Below are 19,890 nucleotides of genomic sequence, written 5' to 3'. Positions count from 1 at the left end.
TTTATCCTTCCACCTTGCTTTTTACTAGATACATTTCCTTTAATTTTTCCATACAATAATCAATCTCTTGTTTAGTATTATACTTGCTAAACGAGAAACGCACAGAAGGTCTTTCCATATCAGATTTAACACCTCTTAACACGTGAGAGCCTTGATTGCTACCAGATGAACAGGCACTACCACCTGATGCTGCAATACCTGCAATATCTAAGTTAAATAGCATCATTTCGGCAACATCAGATTTGGGCAACAATACATTTAAAACTGTGTACAAACATTCGCCTTTTGCATCTCCATTAAATTCAACACCCGGAATATTTTTTTCTAACTCCTCAATCATATATTTTTTTAATCCTAAAATGTGTTGCTGATGTTCTTGCATCTCACTAAAACATATTTCTAGCGCTTTGGCTAATCCAATGATACCGTACAAATTTTCTGTACCACCACGCATATTGCGCTCTTGTGCTCCACCGTGTATGTAAGGATTTATTTTAATTGCATGATTTATATACAAAAAACCAACTCCCTTTGGTCCGTGAAATTTATGAGCTGCGCACGTAACAAAATGCACATTTATCTTACTTAAATCCATTGCATAATGCCCCATTGTTTGTACCGTATCGCAATGGAAAATAGCGTTGTGTTTTTTACAAATTTCGCCAACTTGCTCAATTGGGAGAAGGTTACCTATTTCGTTATTTGCATGCATTAAGGAAACAAACGAGCGCTCGTTTGTTCCAAGCAATTCGTCTAAATGAGTTAAATCAATGTGTCCGGCAGGTGTTAAATTAACAAGACTTAATTTTATTTTTCCAGAGTGTTCCAAAGCTTCCAGAGTGTGCAATACAGCATGATGCTCTAATTTACTAGTAATGGCATGTTTAATCTGCAAATCGGCAATGGTACACTTTATGGCAGTATTATTAGCCTCTGTACCACCTGATGTAAAAAATATTTCTGCCGGTGTAACATGCAGTAGCTTGGCAACTGTTTTCCTGGCATTTTCAATAGCAGTGCGCGTTTGTCTGCCAAAGGAATGAATTGATGAGGGATTCCCAAAATAATCCTTCATAAATGGAATCATTGCATCCAAAACATGAGGATCTAGTGGTGTTGTGGCGGCATTATCTAAATATACTTTCATCTATCGTATAGTATTATTAAATTGAATTAAGTGACTAGTATTTATAACTTCTCACGAATATCAGGCATTGCATTGTCCAACTATTAATTAATTGATGCCCACCACACTACTTACTAATTCTTTATCTGTTGTTGCTTAATAATTTCTCTTATATCTAGTATTATTTTTTTTGCTAAATTCTCTGCCGTAGTTTCCGATTCACTTTCGGAGTATATACGTATAATTGGCTCTGTATTTGACCTGCGCAGGTGTACCCACTCTTTATTAAATTCAATTTTTAATCCATCAATAGTACTAACAGGTTGTTTTTTGTATTTCTCTTGTATGCCCGCTAAAATACTATCTACATTTATTTCCGGAGTAAGCTCTATTTTGTTTTTAGAAATATGGTAATTTGGATAGGTAGACCGCAGCATGGAACAGGTTTTACCATACTTTGCCAAATGTGTTAAAAACAGCGCTATTCCAACCAACGCATCTCGTCCGTAATGTAGTTCGGGCAAAATAATTCCACCATTACCTTCGCCCCCTATTACAGCTTTTGTTTCTTTCATTTTTTTAACAACGTTCACTTCGCCCACAGCTGCCGCAGTATAAGTACCTCCGGCTTTTTCTGTAATATCGCGCAATGCCCGAGTAGACGATAGATTTGAAACAGAATTCCCCTTTTTATTGTTTTTCAAAACATAATCCGCTACAGCTACCAATGTATATTCCTCACCAAACATTTCTCCATCTTCGCAAACAAGCGCCAATCTATCTACATCAGGGTCAACCACAATTCCTAAGTTGGCTTTATTCTTTACAACAGCTTTAGCTATATCTCGCAAATTTTCGGGTAAAGGCTCCGGATTGTGCGGAAAATTACCGTTAGGCTCACAATATAATTGAACAATATCATCTACACCCAACGCATTTAAAAGCAAGGGAACAATAATACCTCCGGAGGAGTTTACACAATCAATAACAACTTTAAATTTTCTTGCCCTAATTGCTTCTACATCAACTAATGGTAGCGCTAGTATTTTTGAAATATGCTTCTGAAAATAAGTATCATTTTTCTTTAACTTACCCAACAAGTTTACTTCCGAAAAGTCAAAATCTTCTCTATCGGCTGTCTTCAGAACCTGTTCGCCTTCCTTTTCAGAAATAAATTCTCCTTTTGAATTCAGTAATTTAAGTGCGTTCCATTGTTTAGGATTATGACTGGCGGTAATAATAATTCCTCCATCAGCATGTTCATCAGGCACTGCAATCTCTACGGTTGGTGTGGTAGATAACCCCAAATCTATAACATCTATACCCAACCCCATTAAGGTACCTACTACCAGGTTGTTTACCATCTCTCCCGAGATACGGGCATCACGCCCAACCACAATATGTACCTTTTTATTAGAAGTGTTATTTTTTACCCAAGTACCAAATGCTGCGGTATATCTTACCACATCAAGCGGACTTAAGCCTTCTCCCGGCTTTCCGCCAATGGTTCCTCTAATACCCGAAATTGATTTTATTAGTGCCACAATGCTATTTTTTAGTGTGCAAATTTACCTTTTTCTGCGAAACAGAGGCACTTTAAGTTTTTAACAGTATTTAACCTATTGTTGACAAGTTAGCTTAAAAAAAGGGTGGTTTTTGTTACCTTTGCTTTTGAATAAATAGATGTTGTCATGTACGGATTTAACGATGATAATCAGGAAGATATAGGTGCACTAATAGCTCGTTTTGAAAAATCAATACGAGATGGAATATCCATTTATTTTGAAGAAGAACAATACGAAGAAATCATTAGCGAATTTTTTCTCAAAAACGATTTCTACAAAACTTCTTTAGCAGTAGAAAAAGGATTAGAACAATACCCAAACTCTGTCAATTTAAATATTAAAAAAGCGCAGTTGTTGGCTGCCAAAAGCAATACATCTCAAGCATTGCGCATACTCGATAGAATACAAAACATTGACCCTGGAAATCCTGAAATTTACATAGCGCGCGGTGCCATATACAGCCAGATGGCACTGTCTGAACAAGCTATCGAAAATTTTAAAATTGCTATTTCATACCAACCGGAAGATGTGGAGGATGTGTACTTTTTTATAGCGTTTGAATACATAAACACCAACCGGTATTCTGATGCTGTTCGGTATTTAAAAAAGTGTTTATCTATTAATCCTGACCAAGAAAATGCGCTATACGAACTTAGTTTTTGTTACGATATATTAGGAGCTACAGAAGAAGCAATACAATTTTTTACTGATTTTATTGAAGAAACTCCATACTCTCAGGCGGCATGGTTTAATTTGGGAGTGTTTTATAGCAAGGCTGATTTATTAGAAAAAGCTATAGATGCATATGATTATGCACTTGCTATTGATGAAGATTTTACCACCGCATATTTTAACAAAGCCAATGCACTGGCATCTCTGTACAAATATAAAGAAGCAATAGAATGCTATAATGAAGCACTAAAGTTAGAACCGCAAGACCCTGCTATCTATTATTACATTGGCGAGTGTTACGAAAAGCTAGAAGATTTTGATAAAGCTCTAGCCAACTACAACAAATCCATTAAAATTTCTCCGGATTTTGCTGATGCTTGGATGGGGATTGGACTTGTACTTGATATGCAAAATAGGCTTACCGAAGGAATTCACTACATAAAAAAAGCGCTAGAATTGGAGCCTGAAAATGCTGATTTTTGGTATATTTTCGGAGATATTCAATACAAACTTGGTTTTATTGAAGAAGCATTAGAGGCCTATAAAAAAGTTGTTACCCTTGACCCAACCAACGAAACAGTTTGGTTAGACTACTCTAATATTTTATTTGAGTGTGTAGATAAAGTAGAAGCAATAAAAATTTTAGCGGATGGTATAAAAATTTATCCTACAAATGCTGAGCTTTTGTACCGAATGGGAGGCTATTTACTGCTAATGGGTCAAAAACACGATGCGGTTGAATTTTTACAACAAGCCTTAGAATTAAATTACGAAAAACACAACGAATTATTTGAATATTTGCCATTGTTAAAAGATAACAATACAGTGCTCGAACTGATTCAATCCTACAAAAAAAATAAATAACTATGAACTTTAATTTAAAACACATCCCCGAAAGACCTATAAAGCCAAGAGAAGAAGGCGTTACCATGGTTATGGATAAGGGACTAAGCATTCGTGCGGCAGAAGATTTGGTAGAATCATCGGGGCATTTAATCGACTTTATAAAGCTAGGATTTGGCACCTCTTTTGTAACAAAAAACTTAGAGCAAAAAATAAAAATTTATAAAGACGCTAACATTCGTGTGTATTTTGGCGGTACACTGTTCGAAGCATTTATTATTCGAAACCAATTTGACGAGTACCAAAAAGCACTTGACAAATTTAAAGTAGATGCTGCCGAAGTATCTGATGGCTCTATTGAAATGGATCACGGTAAAAAATGTGAATACATTTCGAAATTGGCAAAAAACAGATTGGTACTTTCTGAAGTTGGATCGAAAGAAGCTGGAATTATCATACACCCATCCAAATGGACGTCTATGATGAATGCCGAGCTAGAAGCAGGTTCTTGGAAAGTAATTGCAGAAGCCAGAGAAAGCGGAAACGTAGGTATATACAGAGCAAATGGACACGCTCACACGCTACTGATTAATAAGATTTTAGCGAAAGTAAAAAAGGAGAATATTCTGTGGGAAGCCCCTCAAAAAGCCCAACAAGTTTGGTTTATAAAACTGTTAGGGGCTAATGTAAATCTAGGAAACATTGCACCGGATGATATTATTCCGCTAGAATGCTTACGATTAGGACTGAGAGGAGATACGTTCTTCTCTTTTCTTCCTGAGAAATATAAAAAAATTGATAGTTAGTACTTGGTAAGTTAGTCAGCAGAAAGTAAAAATAATTTACAATGAAAGAAATTACTGTATCAGAACTTAAACAACTATTGGATTCAAAAGAAGATTTTCAATTAATTGATGTGCGTGAGCAGCATGAAGCTGAAATAGCGACCATTGGTGGAGAGCTAATTCCAATGGGAGAAGTAATGCTCAATTTAGATAAAATATCTAAAGCAAAAAAAGTAGTAGTTCACTGCCGCTCCGGAGGACGCTCTGGTGCTATTGTTCAAGCGCTAGAAAAACAAGGCTTTACCAATTTATACAATTTAAAAGGCGGTATTACAGCTTGGTCGAACGAAATTGATCCATCTGTTCCGAAATATTAACCCCTCCCTGACCCTCCCGAGGGATGTAATAATTATTTTCCCCTCTTGAGAGGGGTTAGGGGTGTGCAAAAAAACAACACTTATGAAAAACTTTCTTGACTATTTCCTTCACCTCGACCAAAAGCTGGAATTACTTATTGGTGAATATGGTGTGTACATCTACTTGATTCTATTTTTAATAATTTTTGTAGAAACCGGCTTGGTGGTAATGCCTTTTTTGCCTGGAGATTCCTTGCTGTTTGCAGCCGGAAGTTTTGCAGCTGTAGGATATCTGAATATTTGGTACTTACTAATTTTACTTTTTATTGCTGCGGTAATTGGCGATACAATAAACTATATGCTTGGTCAGAAAATCGGACTAAAGGTGCTGCATTGGAAAATTGGGGGTAAACAATTGGTAAAACAAAAATACATTGACCAAACTCATGAGTTTTATGAAAAGCATGGCTCAAAAGCAATAATATTGGCTCGTTTTATGCCCATTGTGCGCACCTTTGCGCCTTTTGTGGCAGGTATTGGTGAAATGAATTACAAAAAATTTATTTCGTTTAATCTAATTGGCGGTGCTATTTGGGTTGTGTCTTTACTTTTCTTAGGTTATTTTTTCGGGCAAATACCAATTATTAAACACAATTTCGAAAAAGTAATTTTGCTAATTATTTTTCTTTCCATATTACCTATGTTTATTGAGATATATAAAATGCGTAAAAAATAATGCAAGAATTTGGTTTAATTGGCAAGCAACTTTCACACTCATTTTCCAAGAATTATTTTACCGCTAAATTCGAAAACGAAAAAATTTTAAATTGCTCGTATTCACTATTTGAATTAAAAAATAGTAGTGAAATACCTAGTTTAATTTCATCAAACCCAAATCTGATTGGATTAAATATTACGATTCCATTTAAAAAGGATGTACTTGCATATTTAGATTTTCAATCGCCCGAAGTAAAAGAGATAGGTGCTGCCAACACTATAAAAATTAAGCGTTATAACCAATCATATATTTTAGAAGGTTACAATACGGATGCGTATGGATTTGAATATTCTTTATTAAAACTTTTACCTACTAAGAATATTTCAGCATTAGTTTTAGGTACAGGTGGGGCTTCTAATGCAGTATGTTATGTGCTAAAAAAAAACAATATCAATTACACACTTGTTTCTAGAACAAAGAAAAGCAACACATTTATCTACTCCGAATTAACAGAATCTATTATCCGCAACCACGCTTTAATAATAAACACAACTCCGCTAGGTATGTACCCCAATGTAACAAGCTACCCTCCTATTCCTTATCAATACTTAACTGCTGAACACGTACTATTTGATTTGATATACAACCCGGAGGAAACATTGTTTTTAAAACAAGGGAAATTAATGGGAACTAAAACTAGTAATGGATTAGAAATGCTAGAAAAGCAAGCCGAAAAAGCTTGGGAGATTTGGCAAGAATAAATTGGAATTAGATATTAAAATTTTCCTTCTGAAGTTTTAAGAATATTCGCTAAAAATTCTCTTGCTCTAAATAATTGAGCTTTAACAGTACCAACAGGCAATTCTAACTTATCCGATATTTCTTCGTAAGATAACTCTTCAAAATAACGCAATTCAACCAATTGGCGATAGCGAGGTTTAAGTTTTTCAACTACGTCTCGCATCAACTCTACCTTCTGCTTTTTAATTACATTTTCCTCCGGGTCTAATGAATCTGAGCGTAAATCTACTGAGCTTTGGCTGCCGTCTTCATTTGTAAATGTTTTATCAATAGAATACGAATTATTTAACTTCTTTTTTCTTATAAAATCGATACAATTATTAGATGCTATTTTAAACAGCCATGTACTAAAAGCAAAATTTGGTGTGTATTGTTGCAATCGTTTAAATGCTTTCCCAAACGCTTCAATGGTTAAATCGTCTGCATCCTCTTTATTGTTAACCATTTTTAATAGCATGAAATAAACAGAATCACGATACCTTGTCATCAGCTCTGCATAAGCTTTTTGATCACCATTTGCAATTGCTCTTTCAACAAGTTTAATGTCGTAAATAGCTTTTTCTGATAAATTATTAGAATCTAATTGTTCCATCTATTTTTTGGCGCAAATAATTTTGAAATACTAAGCAATGGATAAAACAATAAAATTGAAATTTCAAGTATTGGAAGTATCCAAAACAAATCTTTTTCATTAAGTTTTTTCATTGCACTATTGAATATAATCATTTGTAGCAACATTCTAAAAACAAATGCTCCCAAAATAACATAAACTTCATATTGCAATATTAACAATGCAATGAAGGCTACCCAAAAAAGATAAGTTCCTACACCTAATAAAACAAGGTTATTCTTTGATGAACTTTTATAGTGACTAAATGTACTTGCGTGTCTTCTTTTTTGGCGCATCCATTCTTTTAATGATTTTTTGGATTTAGACACGGTAATGCTTTCATGAGAAAATTCAACTGCACAATTATCTGTTGTTGCTACTTCATTTACAAACAAATCATCATCTCCCGATTTAATATGGTAATGAGAAGCAAATCCCTTATTGTCAAAAAATAATTTCTTGGTATAAGATAAATTTCTACCAACGCCCATATATGGCTTTTTTGCAATCGCAAACGACAAATATTGAAACGCAATTAGAAATGCATCAAAACGAATTAACTTACTTAAAAAGCCTTTCCCTTTTTCATAAGCACCGTAACCTAAAACTACCTTTTTTGAATCGGTAAAATTGCCCGCCATTGCTTCAATCCATTTTTTACTATACGGCTTACAATCGGCATCGGTAAACAGCAAGTGCTCATATTTTGCACCTTTAATACCAACCATTACAGCAAATTTTTTGCCATGCATGTGTTGTTCATCTTCTTTTATAGTAACAATTTTGAGATGGCTATGCTTATTAGCAAACTCTTCTAGTATATCCGCAGTATTGTCGTATGAGCAATCATTTACCACTACTACTTCGTATGTAGGATACTCTTGCTCTAAAATAGATGCCAAATTTTTTACTAAATTTTGTTCCTCATTACGCGCACATATAATTACAGAAACTGGTATAAAATTTAAGGAGGATTCTTTCTTCTTAAAAAAAGCTAGCTTATAAAACACGAATAACAAAAAATACAATTGAATAAGCAAAGCAAGAAAAAAAACACCTGCAACAACTAAACCTATCAATTCGAAGTCCAATATCATAGTACTACAAAAATAAACCGAGGCTGTGTTCTTTCTATAAATTATAAATTGTGTTATAAACAAAGTAATTAACAATTGTTTTTTCTTACTAGATTTGCGCCATGATAAAAGCCGTAATTTTTGACATGGATGGGTTGTTAATTGACTCAGAACCTCTTTGGCAAGAGGCAGAAATAGAGGAGTTCCAAAAAGTGGGAGTGAAATTAACTAAAGAGCTTTGCATGCAAACGATGGGATTACGCCTTGATGAGGTGGTTAAACACTGGCATTCCCAATACCCATGGAATAATTTATCATTAGAAGAAGTAGAAAAAAATGTAATCACAAAACTTACAACACTTATAAAAGATAAGGGACAGCCTTTACCAGGTGTATTTGCAACAATAAATTTATTGGTAGACTTAAAAATGCCCATTGCAATTGCGTCTTCTTCTCCGTTGAATTTGATTCATGCCGTAGCAGAAAAATTCAACATAAAACACTTGTTTCATACTATTCACTCTGCAGAGTTTGAAAAAAAGGGGAAGCCCGATCCTGCAATATTTATTAGCACTGCGAAATTTTTAAGTGTTACCGCTGAATCTTGTTTGGTATTTGAAGATTCTTACAACGGCTTACTTGCAGCTAAAAATGCGGGTATGAAAACTGTTTGTGTGCCTAATCAAGATTATTATACCAACAAAAAATTTGATATCGCAGATTTAAAAATTAATTCCTTAGAGGACTTTACATTAGAGCATTTAAACCAATTTAATCGTGAAATTTAACATATCACAAACAGATACTGCATCCAAGGCTAGAGCAGGAGTTATAGAAACGGATCATGGCGTAATTGAAACTCCAATATTTATGCCTGTTGGAACTGTTGGAACAGTAAAAGCTGTTCATCAGCATGAATTAAAAAACGATGTAAAAGCTCAAATAATACTAGGCAACACCTACCATCTTTATTTACGCCCGCAGCTGCCAATTATAGAGCAGGCAGGCGGCTTGCATAAGTTTATTGGCTGGGATGGCAACATGCTTACGGATAGTGGAGGATATCAAGTTTTTTCACTGGCTAATAGCCGAAAGATTACAGAAGAAGGTGTAAAATTCACATCGCATATTGATGGATCAAAACATTTATTTACACCCGAACATGTAATGGACATAGAGCGCACCATTGGTGCAGATATTATGATGGCTTTTGATGAGTGCACCCCCTACCCTTGCGACTTTGAATATGCAAGAAAGTCAATGGAGTTGACACACAGATGGCTTGACAGATGTATCAAACGCTTTGACGAAACAGTACCAAAATATGGTTATGCACAAGCTTTATTCCCAATTGTGCAAGGCAGCACCTACAAAGACTTAAGAGTAAAATCTGCTGAAACAATTGCATCTAAAGGGAGAGAAGGAAATGCTATTGGAGGACTTTCTGTTGGTGAACCAGCTGAAATGATGTACGAAATGACAGAATTAGTGTGCGATATTTTACCAAAAGACAAACCACGCTATTTAATGGGTGTAGGAACACCCATAAACATTATTGAATCAATTGCATTGGGAATAGATATGATGGATTGTGTAATGCCTACCCGCAATGCCCGACATGGCATTTTATTCACCAGCGAAGGTGTTATAAATATCAAAAATGAAAAATGGAAAAATGATCTTTCCCCTTTAGATTCAAACGGTACAAGTTATGTTGACAGTGCCTACTCTAAGGCATATTTAAGACACTTATTTCATGCACAAGAATTTTTGGCTGCTCAAATTGCATCGTTACACAATCTTGCCTTCTATTTGTGGTTAGTTAAAGAAGCAAGAAAAAATATACTTGCAGGAACGTTTGTAGAATGGAAAAATAAAATGGTTGTCAAATTAGGTCAGCGACTTTAATTGAAACTATTCCAACTCAGCCATTTTAACCATTAATTCCTCCAGCTTGCCGCGCATTCCCATCACATCGTATCCATGATTATTGGCAATCATGGCAAAGACTAATTTTTGATTTCCTTTTGTTGTAACATAACCCGCATACGAACGAACACGGGTCATATAGCCACTTTTTGCTCTAATATTTTTTTCTGCGCATGTTCCTTTACAAATTGAACTTAGGGTTCCGGATTGACCAGCGATTGGTAAAGAGTTGTAAAACGCAGGAAAAACTGTGCTATCCATTGCAAACACTCTCAGCATTTGAGCTAATTGCCTAGTACAAATACCATCAAACCTGGAAAGTCCACTACCATCAACCATGTAAAAGCCTCCCAACCGAATATCTTTTCCTGTAAAATATTTATACACCACATTCGTTCCTCCGGCAGTACTTCCATACCCATGTTCCATTAAAGACATCGTACGTAAAATAGATTCAGCATAAAAGTTCTGACTCACATGATTTGTATGATATACAAGTGATGCTAAAGCAGGTGAATAAATTGTATTTATGGTAGTTCTAGGTAATAGTAGTTTTTTATCGTTATTGTTTAATACACGAATTGTATTGATAGAATCACGAATAATAATCTTATTTTCTCTAAGTGTGTTAAATAAATTAAATGCACAAAAAAGAGGTGCGTCTGGAACGGCCGACTGAATCTTAAATTCAGCGCCTTTCTCTACTTCACCCAATATTACTTTTTCATTTAAGTAAGGACCACCTGTTACGTAGGCATAATTTTTTATTGGACCTACACTGCCAGCAACTTTATTATACAGTTTTAATTGAGGAACAGCAGGATCAACTTTAAAATGGGGACTACCTCCAGTCAAATAGACATCAAACAAATTTTCGCGAAAAGAAAGTCCACTTGGTCCAACACCATAATCACTTTGAATATCTTCCCATGCCCAACCTACAGAAATTGGATCATTATCAACCTCACTGTCATCGCCTATTATAGAACCATTGATAGTATCAACACCTAACGATTTAATTGCGGCAAGCCATCTAGCTAAAACATCCTTCTCTCCCTTTTCATAAAAAACAGGAGATCCGAGAGAAGGATCCCCCATTCCTTTAATATAAATATTGCCATTTAACGTTTTCTTTGCTTTATCAATAGTTCCATCGTACTGCAATCTAGTTGTATAAGTAAATCCGGGACCCAATTTAGCCAATGCAACTCCAGTAGTAACGGTTTTTAATACTGAGGCAGGCACCAAACTTAATTCGCTATTATACTCTGCCAAAACATTTCCACTATCTAATGATGCCAAATAAAAACCAAAGTTGCCATGTCTCATAGAATCTCCTTCGGCAAGATTCTTAATAGCGATAAGCAAACTGTCTAAAGTTGGAGGATTAACTACTTTTTCTCTCTTCTTTGGAAATAAACTAATTTTTCTATCTGGAACAGCTTTTATAGTAGGTTGAGAAGGAAATAAAAAATACAGATAAAACGCACTTGTCAATACTATGATTGCAACAAATACAACAATTAATGCAATAACTTGTTTTCTGTTCATTCTAATATTAATTAAGTTGTTGGAATATACTTTTTGCTGTATTATTATTCGGATTGACCTTCAAGACCTCTCTAACATAATACAATGCTTTAGTGTTATCTTTTTTATAAATACATAAACCTGCCAAATTTAATAATGCTTGCTCATAATTGGGATCTAAGGATAATGCTATTTTATAGTTTTTCTCAGCCTCTAAACTATTTCCTTGCAACAAAAGTAAATATCCCAAATTACAATATGCAGCAGCATACTTTCCATCTTCTTTTATAATATCACGTAGAATAGTTTCCGCTTCTTTACTTTTATCAAGTGCAATTAAGGTTGTTGCATATTTATTTTTAAAATCTAAAATAAAAGGTGCTAGCTCAATAGCTCTTTGATAATAACTATATGCTTGCACTGTATTACCAAGCTGCTGGTATGCCTGTCCTACTCTATAGCAAGCCCAAGCATCATCATTCATCCATGATTTGGAATTGAACTGAGTCAATAATTTATTCTTCTCAGCAAAGGAAACCAGTTGAGTATTATCTGCTTTGAAAAAATAATACCTAATTAATTCACGCAACTTTTCCTTACTATAATTATTATTACTCAAATAATTGCTAGCAGAATCCAAGTAGAATTTTTCTTGTTCAAATTTTTCATACTGATTGAGGTATGCCTTTGCAATTGTTATTGAATCAGGATTCTTTTGATTAATAGCGGCCAACCGAACAAACTTTCTAATTTCAGCTATTTTCTTTTTGTCTAAAGGCTTACGAATAAAATGATCAGTAATAGAAACATGAGGTATATCGGAAGAACCAGATTTAGGCATGTGGCAACTAACACAATTGTTACTTACTGCCAATCGTTTAGATTCAAGTTCTGCGCATGCGGAAGAAGATTTATGACAACTACTGCAAACTGCATTAAAATGATTTGAATTCAATTTCTTAACGCTTACATGTGGGTTATGACAAGTAACACATGTCAATCCATTTTTATATGGCTTTAATTCGTTTTTAGTTTGTGCATTAACTGAACTAGCCAAAAAACACTTGCTTTGCTTTAATCTATCAGCATGAGACGCCATGATAAAACTTTCTTCTGAATCGTTATATCTTGGCAAAAAAACGGTCATCACTTCAGACAATTTCATACCAGGCTTAAAGTCATAAAATGATTTACCTTCCTTAAGCACTGCATTTCCTTGCAAATGACATCGTTGGCATAGATCAAACTGTAAATCAATTGGAAGTTTAGCCGGATTTACGATACTGTAATCTATATATTTAGAAGTGTCTATTTTTTCTCCGGCCGATTTCTTTTCTACATGAATACTTCCGGGACCATGGCAGCGCTCGCAATCTATACCATTTTGAACCTTACTATATTTATTTTCTGAGCCAACTACAAAATCGGGATATCCATTATGACAGCTCATACACTCCAATCCAATCTTCCGACTAAAACGAGTATTGTTGCCACTTTCAAATCCAGGTGGCAGATCCCAGTGTTTCTTTTGAGTATAGAAAGTCATTGGCATTTGGTACAAATAGCCATTGGAGTTTAACAGATGTGAATTGGTATGCTGCCCTGAACCTATAATATAATCTACCTGTTCAACTCTGCTATGTGTGGTATCTTTGTTAGCTAATCTAAACTCATTAAAATAGAATTGATCACTCTTCCAATAAGCTTGGTAATGCAAATTCAAAAATTTATCATAGATACCAGATTCTTTAAGTCCAAACGAAGCACTCTTTGTGGATGATGCCGTATCAAAAGATTGGCCCATCCCGGTTTGAATAAAACTATCGTAAATGGATTGATGACAAAGTCGACACGCTTGCTTTTCAACATAAGTGGCCGTATCAGAATGATTTAGGTATCCTATTGATTTGATTGTGGTGTTGGATGATGATACATTTTTATCCTGTTGATTAGAACATCCTACAAACAAAAAAGCACTTACAAAAATAAATTTGTAAGTGCTTTTATTTAATAGAATTTTTAGCAAAATTAGTTTGTCATTACATTAAAATAAACTAATCTTTCTTCGGATTATTTTTATTTACTTGTTGCTTAGCAATAGAATCGCGCATTTCGGTATCAGCTTGAATATTTTGCATTTTATAATAATCCATTATTCCTAAATTACCATTACGGAATGCCTCTGCCATAGCTTTTGGCACTTCTGCTTCTGCCTCAATAACTTTTGCACGAGCTTCCTGCGCTTTGGATTTCATTTCTTGCTCGGATGCAATTGCCATTGCTCTTCTTTCTTCTGCTTTGGCTTGTGCAATATTTTTATCTGCATTCGCTTGATCCATTTGCAATTTAGCTCCAATATTTAAACCAACATCAATATCAGCAATATCAATAGAAAGAATTTCAAATGCAGTACCCGAATCTAACCCTTTCGCCAAAACAACTTTTGAAATAGAATCCGGATTTTCTAGTACTTGCTTATGAGATAATGCTGAACCAATAGAAGTAACAATACCTTCACCAACACGAGCTAAAATTGTTTCTTCTCCTGCTCCACCCACCAATTGTTTAATATTAGCACGTACAGTAATTCTGGCTTTTGCAATCAATTGAATACCATCTTTCGCAACTGCTGCAACCGGAGGAGTATTAATTACCTTAGGATTAACAGACATTTGAACTGCTTCAAACACATCTCGTCCTGCCAAATCAATTGCTGTTGCTGCTTTAAATTCCAACGGAATATTTGCTTTATCGGCTGAAATTAATGCATTCACTACCTTTTGCACATGACCACCGGCAAGAAAATGTGCTTCCAACTCATCTCTTGTCAAGTTCAATCCTGCTTTGCTCGAGTTTATCATCGCATTTACAATAATGGATGGAGGCACCTTTCTCCAACGCATAAATATCAATTGCAATAACGAAATTCTAACTCCGGATAACAAAGCCGAAAACCACAAACCTACCGGCACCAAATAAAGTAAGATGGACAACCCAACTATTCCGCCAATGGCAATAACAAAAAAGAATACAACACTACCCATGATTTTAAAATATTTTAGTTTATAATTTTTACGTATGCAAATGTATAAAAGATGCAGAAATAAACACTATGAAAGTGGGGATACTAGAACTTTATTGTGGTCTATTTTTTTAACTACCACTTGCGTATTTTCATTTATCAATACATCTACCGAGGTAACTTCATATTCCTCTCCATTAACAAGTGCCTTACCCATTGGAGAAATTCTAGAAAGTGTAATGCCAATATCTCCAACTTTAATTTTTTGTTCGTCAATAGTATTTACCTTTCCGGTTAAGGTAGTACTTAACGATGCTTTTTTCCACGTACCCGATCTAAATATCAATACTCCCGTTATAACTGAAGATATTACTGTTCCCAACAATACGTAATTACCAGTGGCAGGGCCAAAAGAGATATACGAAGCTCCAACACCTATTAAAATCAACACACCTCCAATCACACCAACAATCAAACCAGGAAGAATTAACACTTCCAACGCTAGAAGTAATAATCCCAATGCAATAAGAAGTACAATAGCAGTTAGTGTCATTTATTTTCCGGTATAATATTTCAACGCTTTTGGTAAAAATGCTTGAATATCTTTAATTCTAGTTTCATCGCTTGGATGCGTGCTTAAAATTTCAAGTGTTTTACCACCTCCTAGTTTGGACATACGTTGCCAAAATTCAGCTGCTTTTGAAGGATTATAGCCCGCCATCGCCATAAAAATCAATCCCATTTTATCTGCTTCACTTTCGTGTGTTCTTGAATACTTTAACATGCCTAATTCAGATGCAATACCATATGATTGCAAAAATAAATTTTGAGTTAGTGCAGGCTTTTGAGATAATGCAACCTGAACAGCCATTCCTCCTGTTTGAACGGCCAAACCTTGACTCATTCGCTCGTTTCCATGACGAGCAATTGCGTGTGCAATCTCGTGTCCCATTACAACGGCCAATCCAGTTTCATCTTGAGTAACCGGTAAAATTCCCGTATAAAAAACAATTTTTCCTCCGGACATGCACCAAGCATTCACCGTATTATCATCAATTACATTATACTCCCACTTAAAACCTTGTACACGTTTACTTTGTTGGTGTTGCGACAAGTATTTATTTACTGCAGCAGAAATTTTAGCTCCTACATTTCTAACCATTTGCACCCGAGAATCGGTAGCAGGCAACACCTTACTTTGATTTTTTGTTAATACATCTTTATAGCCAGTTACACTCATTGCCATCATTTGACTCTCTGGCAATAAATTCAATTGTTTTCGACCTGTTACAGGAACTTTAGTACACGAAAAAAACATTACTGATACAACCGCAAAAAACAACACATACTTACTTTTCATACTCTTATTCTTCGATTTTAACGGTTAATTTTCTTTCTTGCAATGCTTCGTACATAGGTTTCAATTTCTTGTATTCGCCATTTTTAACCACGCAATTTCCTTTAAAATGAATAAGGTAAGTACATTGTACAGCCTGTGTTTGTTCGTGTTTGCACACATCCATCAAACTTTCAATGACATGATCAAATGTATTAACTTCATCATTATAAATTACCAACTTTTTTGTGGGCTTTATTAATTCATCTATCGAAACACCTAATTCGGTTTCAACAAGTTGTTCTGTTAATTCCATAAATAAAATTTTCAGCTAAGGTACAAAAATGCAAGGATATAGTTGATAGGAGAAACTACTTAACCGGAACTTTTTTACCGTTTTGAGTTGCAATTAAAAAGGCGTCTTTAATGCCCTCTTGTGTAACAATTTCTTGTTTGAATTTAGCTGCTTGATCGTAGTCGGTAAAACCTCCAATACTATAAACAGTCATACCGTTCTCATCAACAAAATTTTTGATATTTCCTTTTCGAGAGGCTAATTTAATGAATGAATTTGCCATCTCTATCGGAACTTCATTTTTAAATGCTCCAATCTGAATTGCATACACCTTCTGCTTTGTATCGTCCAAATCTTGAATACCAGACGGCAGAGTTGAAGCATTAACAGGTTGAGTCGTGTTGCTTTGCGTTACGGTATTTTGTGAAGAAGATGTGTTTGTAGCTGCAGCTGGCATTTGATTCATATTTGTCGATGTAGCAAAAACTTTATCTCCTTCTGTCTGCTCCAATTTTTGTGCCTCCGGTAATGAAATACGTTTACTATTTAAAAATGCAACCACAAATGCATCTTTAATGCCCATATTCACGATTTTACTTTTTGCATCATTAGCTAACTTGGAGCGATTGTAAATACCTGATGTATATCTAAATAATCCGTTTGTCATATTTTCGGTATAAACAGGACTTAATCCATACAATTTATCTAACGATACTTGTCGAGAGTAAACACCTACTTGCACCGTATACATTAGCCCTTTTACATCCTTTATATTACTCACTTCTACATTTTGAGTAGAGGTTGAAGAGGATGGTGTTACTGTATTAACCACTTGCTGTATAGGTGTATTACCTGCAACTGACGAATTGATTGTAGTTGCAGTAGAACCTCCAATCATAGATAGCGCTTGGCTTAGCGGAATTCGTTGTCCATTTAAAAATGCAACCACAAACGCATCTTTGTATCCATATGATTTTATGATATCCTTTGTTTTGTTAGCAGATTCAAACAAAGTAAATATTCCTGCAGTATATCGAATATATCCTTGCGGAGTTGTTTCTCCTGTAATTGGGGTAATTCCTTTAAATAAATTTTGAGGAATTGGATTTTTAAATGCCCCAATCTGTACCTTAAATAATAATCCATCAGGCAACTTCTCATTAATTGGTATTGGTTTGCTCTTTGAATATACAGGAGTTGTTTTGCGTTCGAACACTTCGGTTTTCTTAACTGGAACTAACACTTTAGGTGTTGTTTGATTTGGATTGGTTTGTGTTTGAGCAACTGTTATACCTTCCTGCTTATTATCTACCTGTTGGGTACTTGCGGAAGTAGTTGCTGTTGCCACAGCAGAACTAGAAGTGGTAGTTACAGCTGGTAATTTAGACAAATATGGTTTTACATTTACGCCTGACTTATTGGCTGCCGCTAACACATTCACTTGATTTCCGGAATTAATAGACTGTAAAAACAATTCTGTTTCCACCTTTTTTGCATTTGCAGACGCTTCCGAATTTTTAGCTAATTTGAATACTGAATCGGCTTCTTGTGTGTATTTAGCTAATAATGCTTCTGCAGAATCTCTCTTTGCTTCAAACTCTTTTTTCTCTGACCCCGTTGCACTTGTTGCTTTTGCCTTGTATTCATAATACCAAGCAGATTGTTCTTCAGCTTTAAATCTTAAGGTTTCAGCCTTTTTGTTTTCAGCATTGGCCTCACGCATGGCAATTTCAGTTTCGTTTGATAGTATTACAAAATTTTTAAATTCTCTTGTCTCTTTAACTTGTGTAATTTGCTCCGATGTTAATTTTGGCAATTGGCTGATGGAATCCACCGCCATTTCTGCAGACACTTCGGAGGCAAGTGCTTCTTGCTTAACAGCAGCAACAGAAGGCGTTTCAACAACAGCAACAGCAGCAGATGTAGTCGTTAGAGTCTGTATAGGTTGTGTTGATATTGCTACAGTTGGAGTAGAGACAGCAAGTGCTGTATCTTTTTTAACTTGCTCAACAACAACTTCGGTATTCGTATTAGAAGCCTGAATGGATGTTGTAACCTCTTTTGTCGGAACAGAATCTGCTTTTGCTTCGACAGCTGAACTACTTGCAACCGAAGTTGACGGAGTTGTAACTGCAGCCACAGATGGTGTAACCACCGGAGCAGCTAAAACTTTCTGCGGTGTTTCTGTAGGTTTAAAATCCGAATACAGCAGTTTATAACTTTCCAATGCCTTATTTTGTTTTTCAATTGCAATACGCTCGTTTTCTGCCGCTTTTTGCAATGCTCCGTTTCGAGTAGAATAATTAGTAGAAATAGCTGCTTGCTTTCTTTCCTTTTCTGCTTCAGAAAAATAAATAAGTGCCTCATCAGCAAACATACTTGCCATAGACGCTTCTGTTGATGAGTTATTTGCGGCTAACTGCACATATTGATCTAAGTAAATTCTATTCTTGTCAAATTCAATTTTATTCTCTTGAGCAACGGATTTTGCCGACTCGTCTTGCTTTTGTTTGGCTTGCTTTTCTATTGCAATGACTACCTCAAATAAACTATCTCGCTTAGCAGGATCTGTTTCAGCGTTTGCTTTTGCACGTGCCGCATTTGCTTTTTGTTGAAGCTTAGCCGATTCTTGCGCAAATTGTTTGGATTGATTCTGCGCTTCTTCCTTGGTCATTTTAACGGGTGGAACTTCGGCAACAGTAGCAGTTGTAACCGGAGAAACAGTTGTAGTAGATACCACCGGAGAATTTACAGCAACCGCTGATTCGGATACAGTATTAGTTGTTGCACTTACAGCCACAGTATTGGTAATCGCAACTGTAGTTGTTTCCGTATTAATCGAATTAGCTGAAGTTGAAGCTGCAATGGTAGTAGCGATAACTGAAGGGGCTTCTATTGCAGCTGATTTTATTGTAGAGTCTAGCTTTATCGTTTCAACAGAGGTGGTAGGTGTTGTAGTAACTGGAACAACTGTTTCTTGCACTACCGCAACAGTTTCCCTTTGTTTTATTTGCTGTATTTCTTCGGTAGTAGTCGCTACCAATTGCTTTTTCTCTTGCAATTGTTTATCAATACTTTGAATCTTTTCTTCTAACACTTTTTTATACTCTACATCGGTAGTTTTTGCAACTTCATCCTTTGTAAATAGCAATTGTTTTTCTAAATCGGCAACCCACTGCGTATATATTGTCTTCTGATTTTCTTTACCCTCAAGTGTTGAATTTTG

18 protein-coding genes are annotated in these 19,890 nt (G+C 35.4%); 7 read left to right on the top strand and 11 right to left on the bottom strand.

Annotated elements, in window-relative coordinates; genetic code table 11:
* Nucleotide 1 precedes the first annotated feature (1 nt).
* Together J0M08_12600 and glmM are read right to left on the bottom strand one after the other, a co-directional pair.
* Nucleotides 2–1,147: a cysteine desulfurase gene (locus J0M08_12600; GenBank protein ID MBN8703899.1), complete on the bottom strand. Its 1,146-nt coding sequence runs from the start codon at nucleotides 1,145–1,147 to the stop codon at nucleotides 2–4.
* A gap of 113 nt (nucleotides 1,148–1,260) precedes the next feature.
* Complete coding sequence (glmM, locus tag J0M08_12595) at nucleotides 1,261–2,670, bottom strand: phosphoglucosamine mutase (protein ID MBN8703898.1); 1,410 nt, start codon at nucleotides 2,668–2,670, stop codon at nucleotides 1,261–1,263.
* A 147-nt stretch (nucleotides 2,671–2,817) separates the two neighbouring features.
* On the opposite strand from glmM, the gene J0M08_12590 reads away from it, so the two are divergent.
* The 5 genes from J0M08_12590 to J0M08_12570 all read left to right on the top strand — a co-directional run bounded on the left by J0M08_12590 (nucleotide 2,818) and on the right by J0M08_12570 (nucleotide 6,826).
* A complete protein-coding gene (locus J0M08_12590) occupies nucleotides 2,818–4,227 on the top strand; it encodes a tetratricopeptide repeat protein (GenBank protein ID MBN8703897.1) in 1,410 nt (469 codons plus the stop codon).
* Nucleotides 4,228–4,229: 2 nt separating this feature from the next.
* A complete protein-coding gene (locus J0M08_12585) occupies nucleotides 4,230–5,012 on the top strand; it encodes a phosphosulfolactate synthase (protein MBN8703896.1) in 783 nt (260 codons plus the stop codon).
* A 41-nt stretch (nucleotides 5,013–5,053) separates the two neighbouring features.
* Complete coding sequence (locus J0M08_12580; protein ID MBN8703895.1) at nucleotides 5,054–5,368, top strand: rhodanese-like domain-containing protein; 315 nt, start codon at nucleotides 5,054–5,056, stop codon at nucleotides 5,366–5,368.
* Between the two features lie 82 nt (nucleotides 5,369–5,450).
* Complete coding sequence (locus J0M08_12575; protein ID MBN8703894.1) at nucleotides 5,451–6,083, top strand: DedA family protein; 633 nt, start codon at nucleotides 5,451–5,453, stop codon at nucleotides 6,081–6,083.
* Complete coding sequence (locus tag J0M08_12570) at nucleotides 6,083–6,826, top strand: shikimate dehydrogenase (GenBank protein ID MBN8703893.1); 744 nt, start codon at nucleotides 6,083–6,085, stop codon at nucleotides 6,824–6,826. The genes J0M08_12575 and J0M08_12570 overlap by 1 nt, the downstream gene beginning before the upstream one ends.
* A gap of 14 nt (nucleotides 6,827–6,840) precedes the next feature.
* Here J0M08_12570 and J0M08_12565 read toward each other — a convergent pair whose 3' ends face one another.
* Together J0M08_12565 and J0M08_12560 are read right to left on the bottom strand one after the other, a co-directional pair.
* Nucleotides 6,841–7,458 carry a sigma-70 family RNA polymerase sigma factor gene (locus J0M08_12565; GenBank protein ID MBN8703892.1) on the bottom strand — a complete coding sequence of 206 codons (618 nt, stop codon included), beginning with the start codon at nucleotides 7,456–7,458 and terminating at the stop codon, nucleotides 6,841–6,843.
* A complete protein-coding gene (locus J0M08_12560) occupies nucleotides 7,446–8,573 on the bottom strand; it encodes a glycosyltransferase (protein MBN8703891.1) in 1,128 nt (375 codons plus the stop codon). Before J0M08_12560 ends, J0M08_12565 begins: the two co-directional genes overlap by 13 nt.
* Nucleotides 8,574–8,674: 101 nt before the next feature.
* Here J0M08_12560 and hxpB point away from each other — a divergent pair, with 101 nt between their 5' ends.
* Together hxpB and tgt are read left to right on the top strand one after the other, a co-directional pair.
* A complete protein-coding gene (gene hxpB, locus J0M08_12555; GenBank protein ID MBN8703890.1) occupies nucleotides 8,675–9,340 on the top strand; it encodes a hexitol phosphatase HxpB in 666 nt (221 codons plus the stop codon).
* Entirely contained in the window at nucleotides 9,330–10,460 is a 1,131-nt protein-coding gene (tgt, locus tag J0M08_12550) for a tRNA guanosine(34) transglycosylase Tgt (protein ID MBN8703889.1), read from the top strand. Before hxpB ends, tgt begins: the two co-directional genes overlap by 11 nt.
* A 6-nt stretch (nucleotides 10,461–10,466) precedes the next feature.
* Here tgt and dacB read toward each other — a convergent pair whose 3' ends face one another.
* From dacB to J0M08_12515, 7 genes are all read right to left on the bottom strand, one after another.
* Nucleotides 10,467–12,032, bottom strand: a complete 1,566-nt coding sequence (dacB, locus tag J0M08_12545) for a D-alanyl-D-alanine carboxypeptidase/D-alanyl-D-alanine-endopeptidase (GenBank protein ID MBN8703888.1) — start codon at nucleotides 12,030–12,032, stop codon at nucleotides 10,467–10,469.
* 7 nt (nucleotides 12,033–12,039) lie between these two features.
* Nucleotides 12,040–14,037, bottom strand: a complete 1,998-nt coding sequence (locus tag J0M08_12540; protein MBN8703887.1) for a tetratricopeptide repeat protein — start codon at nucleotides 14,035–14,037, stop codon at nucleotides 12,040–12,042.
* Between the two features lie 28 nt (nucleotides 14,038–14,065).
* Nucleotides 14,066–15,055 (bottom strand): flotillin-like protein FloA, encoded by a 990-nt coding sequence (gene floA, locus J0M08_12535; protein ID MBN8703886.1) that lies wholly within the window; start codon nucleotides 15,053–15,055, stop codon nucleotides 14,066–14,068.
* Nucleotides 15,056–15,121: 66 nt separating this feature from the next.
* On the bottom strand, nucleotides 15,122–15,586 hold the full coding sequence (locus tag J0M08_12530; GenBank protein ID MBN8703885.1) for an NfeD family protein: 465 nt from the start codon (nucleotides 15,584–15,586) through the stop codon (nucleotides 15,122–15,124).
* Nucleotides 15,587–16,393, bottom strand: coding sequence for a M48 family metallopeptidase (locus J0M08_12525; protein MBN8703884.1), 807 nt, complete (start codon nucleotides 16,391–16,393; stop codon nucleotides 15,587–15,589).
* A gap of 4 nt (nucleotides 16,394–16,397) precedes the next feature.
* Nucleotides 16,398–16,685, bottom strand: a complete 288-nt coding sequence (locus tag J0M08_12520) for an ATP-dependent Clp protease adaptor ClpS (protein ID MBN8703883.1) — start codon at nucleotides 16,683–16,685, stop codon at nucleotides 16,398–16,400.
* 55 nt (nucleotides 16,686–16,740) lie between these two features.
* A partial coding sequence (locus J0M08_12515; protein ID MBN8703882.1) for an SPOR domain-containing protein occupies nucleotides 16,741–19,890 on the bottom strand: 3,150 nt, incomplete at its 5' end.

It is taken from the genome of Bacteroidota bacterium, from assembly GCA_017303975.1.
GTDB lineage: Bacteria > Bacteroidota > Bacteroidia > JAFLBG01 > JAFLBG01 > JAFLBG01.
Note: the sequence above shows the minus strand (reverse complement) of the source record. Positions and strands in the feature narration are given on the sequence as shown.

Bases quoted from the DNA above. Each gene is read 5' to 3' on its own strand.
- J0M08_12600 (MBN8703899.1), bottom strand. From the start codon at position 1,147: ATGAAAGTATATTTAGATAATGCCGCCACAACACCACTAGATCCTCAT.
- J0M08_12590 (MBN8703897.1), top strand. From the start codon at position 2,818: ATGTACGGATTTAACGATGATAATCAGGAAGATATAGGTGCACTAATA.
- J0M08_12585 (MBN8703896.1), top strand. From the start codon at position 4,230: ATGAACTTTAATTTAAAACACATCCCCGAAAGACCTATAAAGCCAAGA.
- J0M08_12580 (MBN8703895.1), top strand. From the start codon at position 5,054: ATGAAAGAAATTACTGTATCAGAACTTAAACAACTATTGGATTCAAAA.
- J0M08_12575 (MBN8703894.1), top strand. From the start codon at position 5,451: ATGAAAAACTTTCTTGACTATTTCCTTCACCTCGACCAAAAGCTGGAA.
- J0M08_12570 (MBN8703893.1), top strand. From the start codon at position 6,083: ATGCAAGAATTTGGTTTAATTGGCAAGCAACTTTCACACTCATTTTCC.
- J0M08_12565 (MBN8703892.1), bottom strand. From the start codon at position 7,458: ATGGAACAATTAGATTCTAATAATTTATCAGAAAAAGCTATTTACGAC.
- J0M08_12560 (MBN8703891.1), bottom strand. From the start codon at position 8,573: ATGATATTGGACTTCGAATTGATAGGTTTAGTTGTTGCAGGTGTTTTT.
- hxpB (MBN8703890.1), top strand. From the start codon at position 8,675: ATGATAAAAGCCGTAATTTTTGACATGGATGGGTTGTTAATTGACTCA.
- dacB (MBN8703888.1), bottom strand. From the start codon at position 12,032: ATGAACAGAAAACAAGTTATTGCATTAATTGTTGTATTTGTTGCAATC.
- floA (MBN8703886.1), bottom strand. From the start codon at position 15,055: ATGGGTAGTGTTGTATTCTTTTTTGTTATTGCCATTGGCGGAATAGTT.
- J0M08_12530 (MBN8703885.1), bottom strand. From the start codon at position 15,586: ATGACACTAACTGCTATTGTACTTCTTATTGCATTGGGATTATTACTT.
- J0M08_12525 (MBN8703884.1), bottom strand. From the start codon at position 16,393: ATGAAAAGTAAGTATGTGTTGTTTTTTGCGGTTGTATCAGTAATGTTT.
- J0M08_12520 (MBN8703883.1), bottom strand. From the start codon at position 16,685: ATGGAATTAACAGAACAACTTGTTGAAACCGAATTAGGTGTTTCGATA.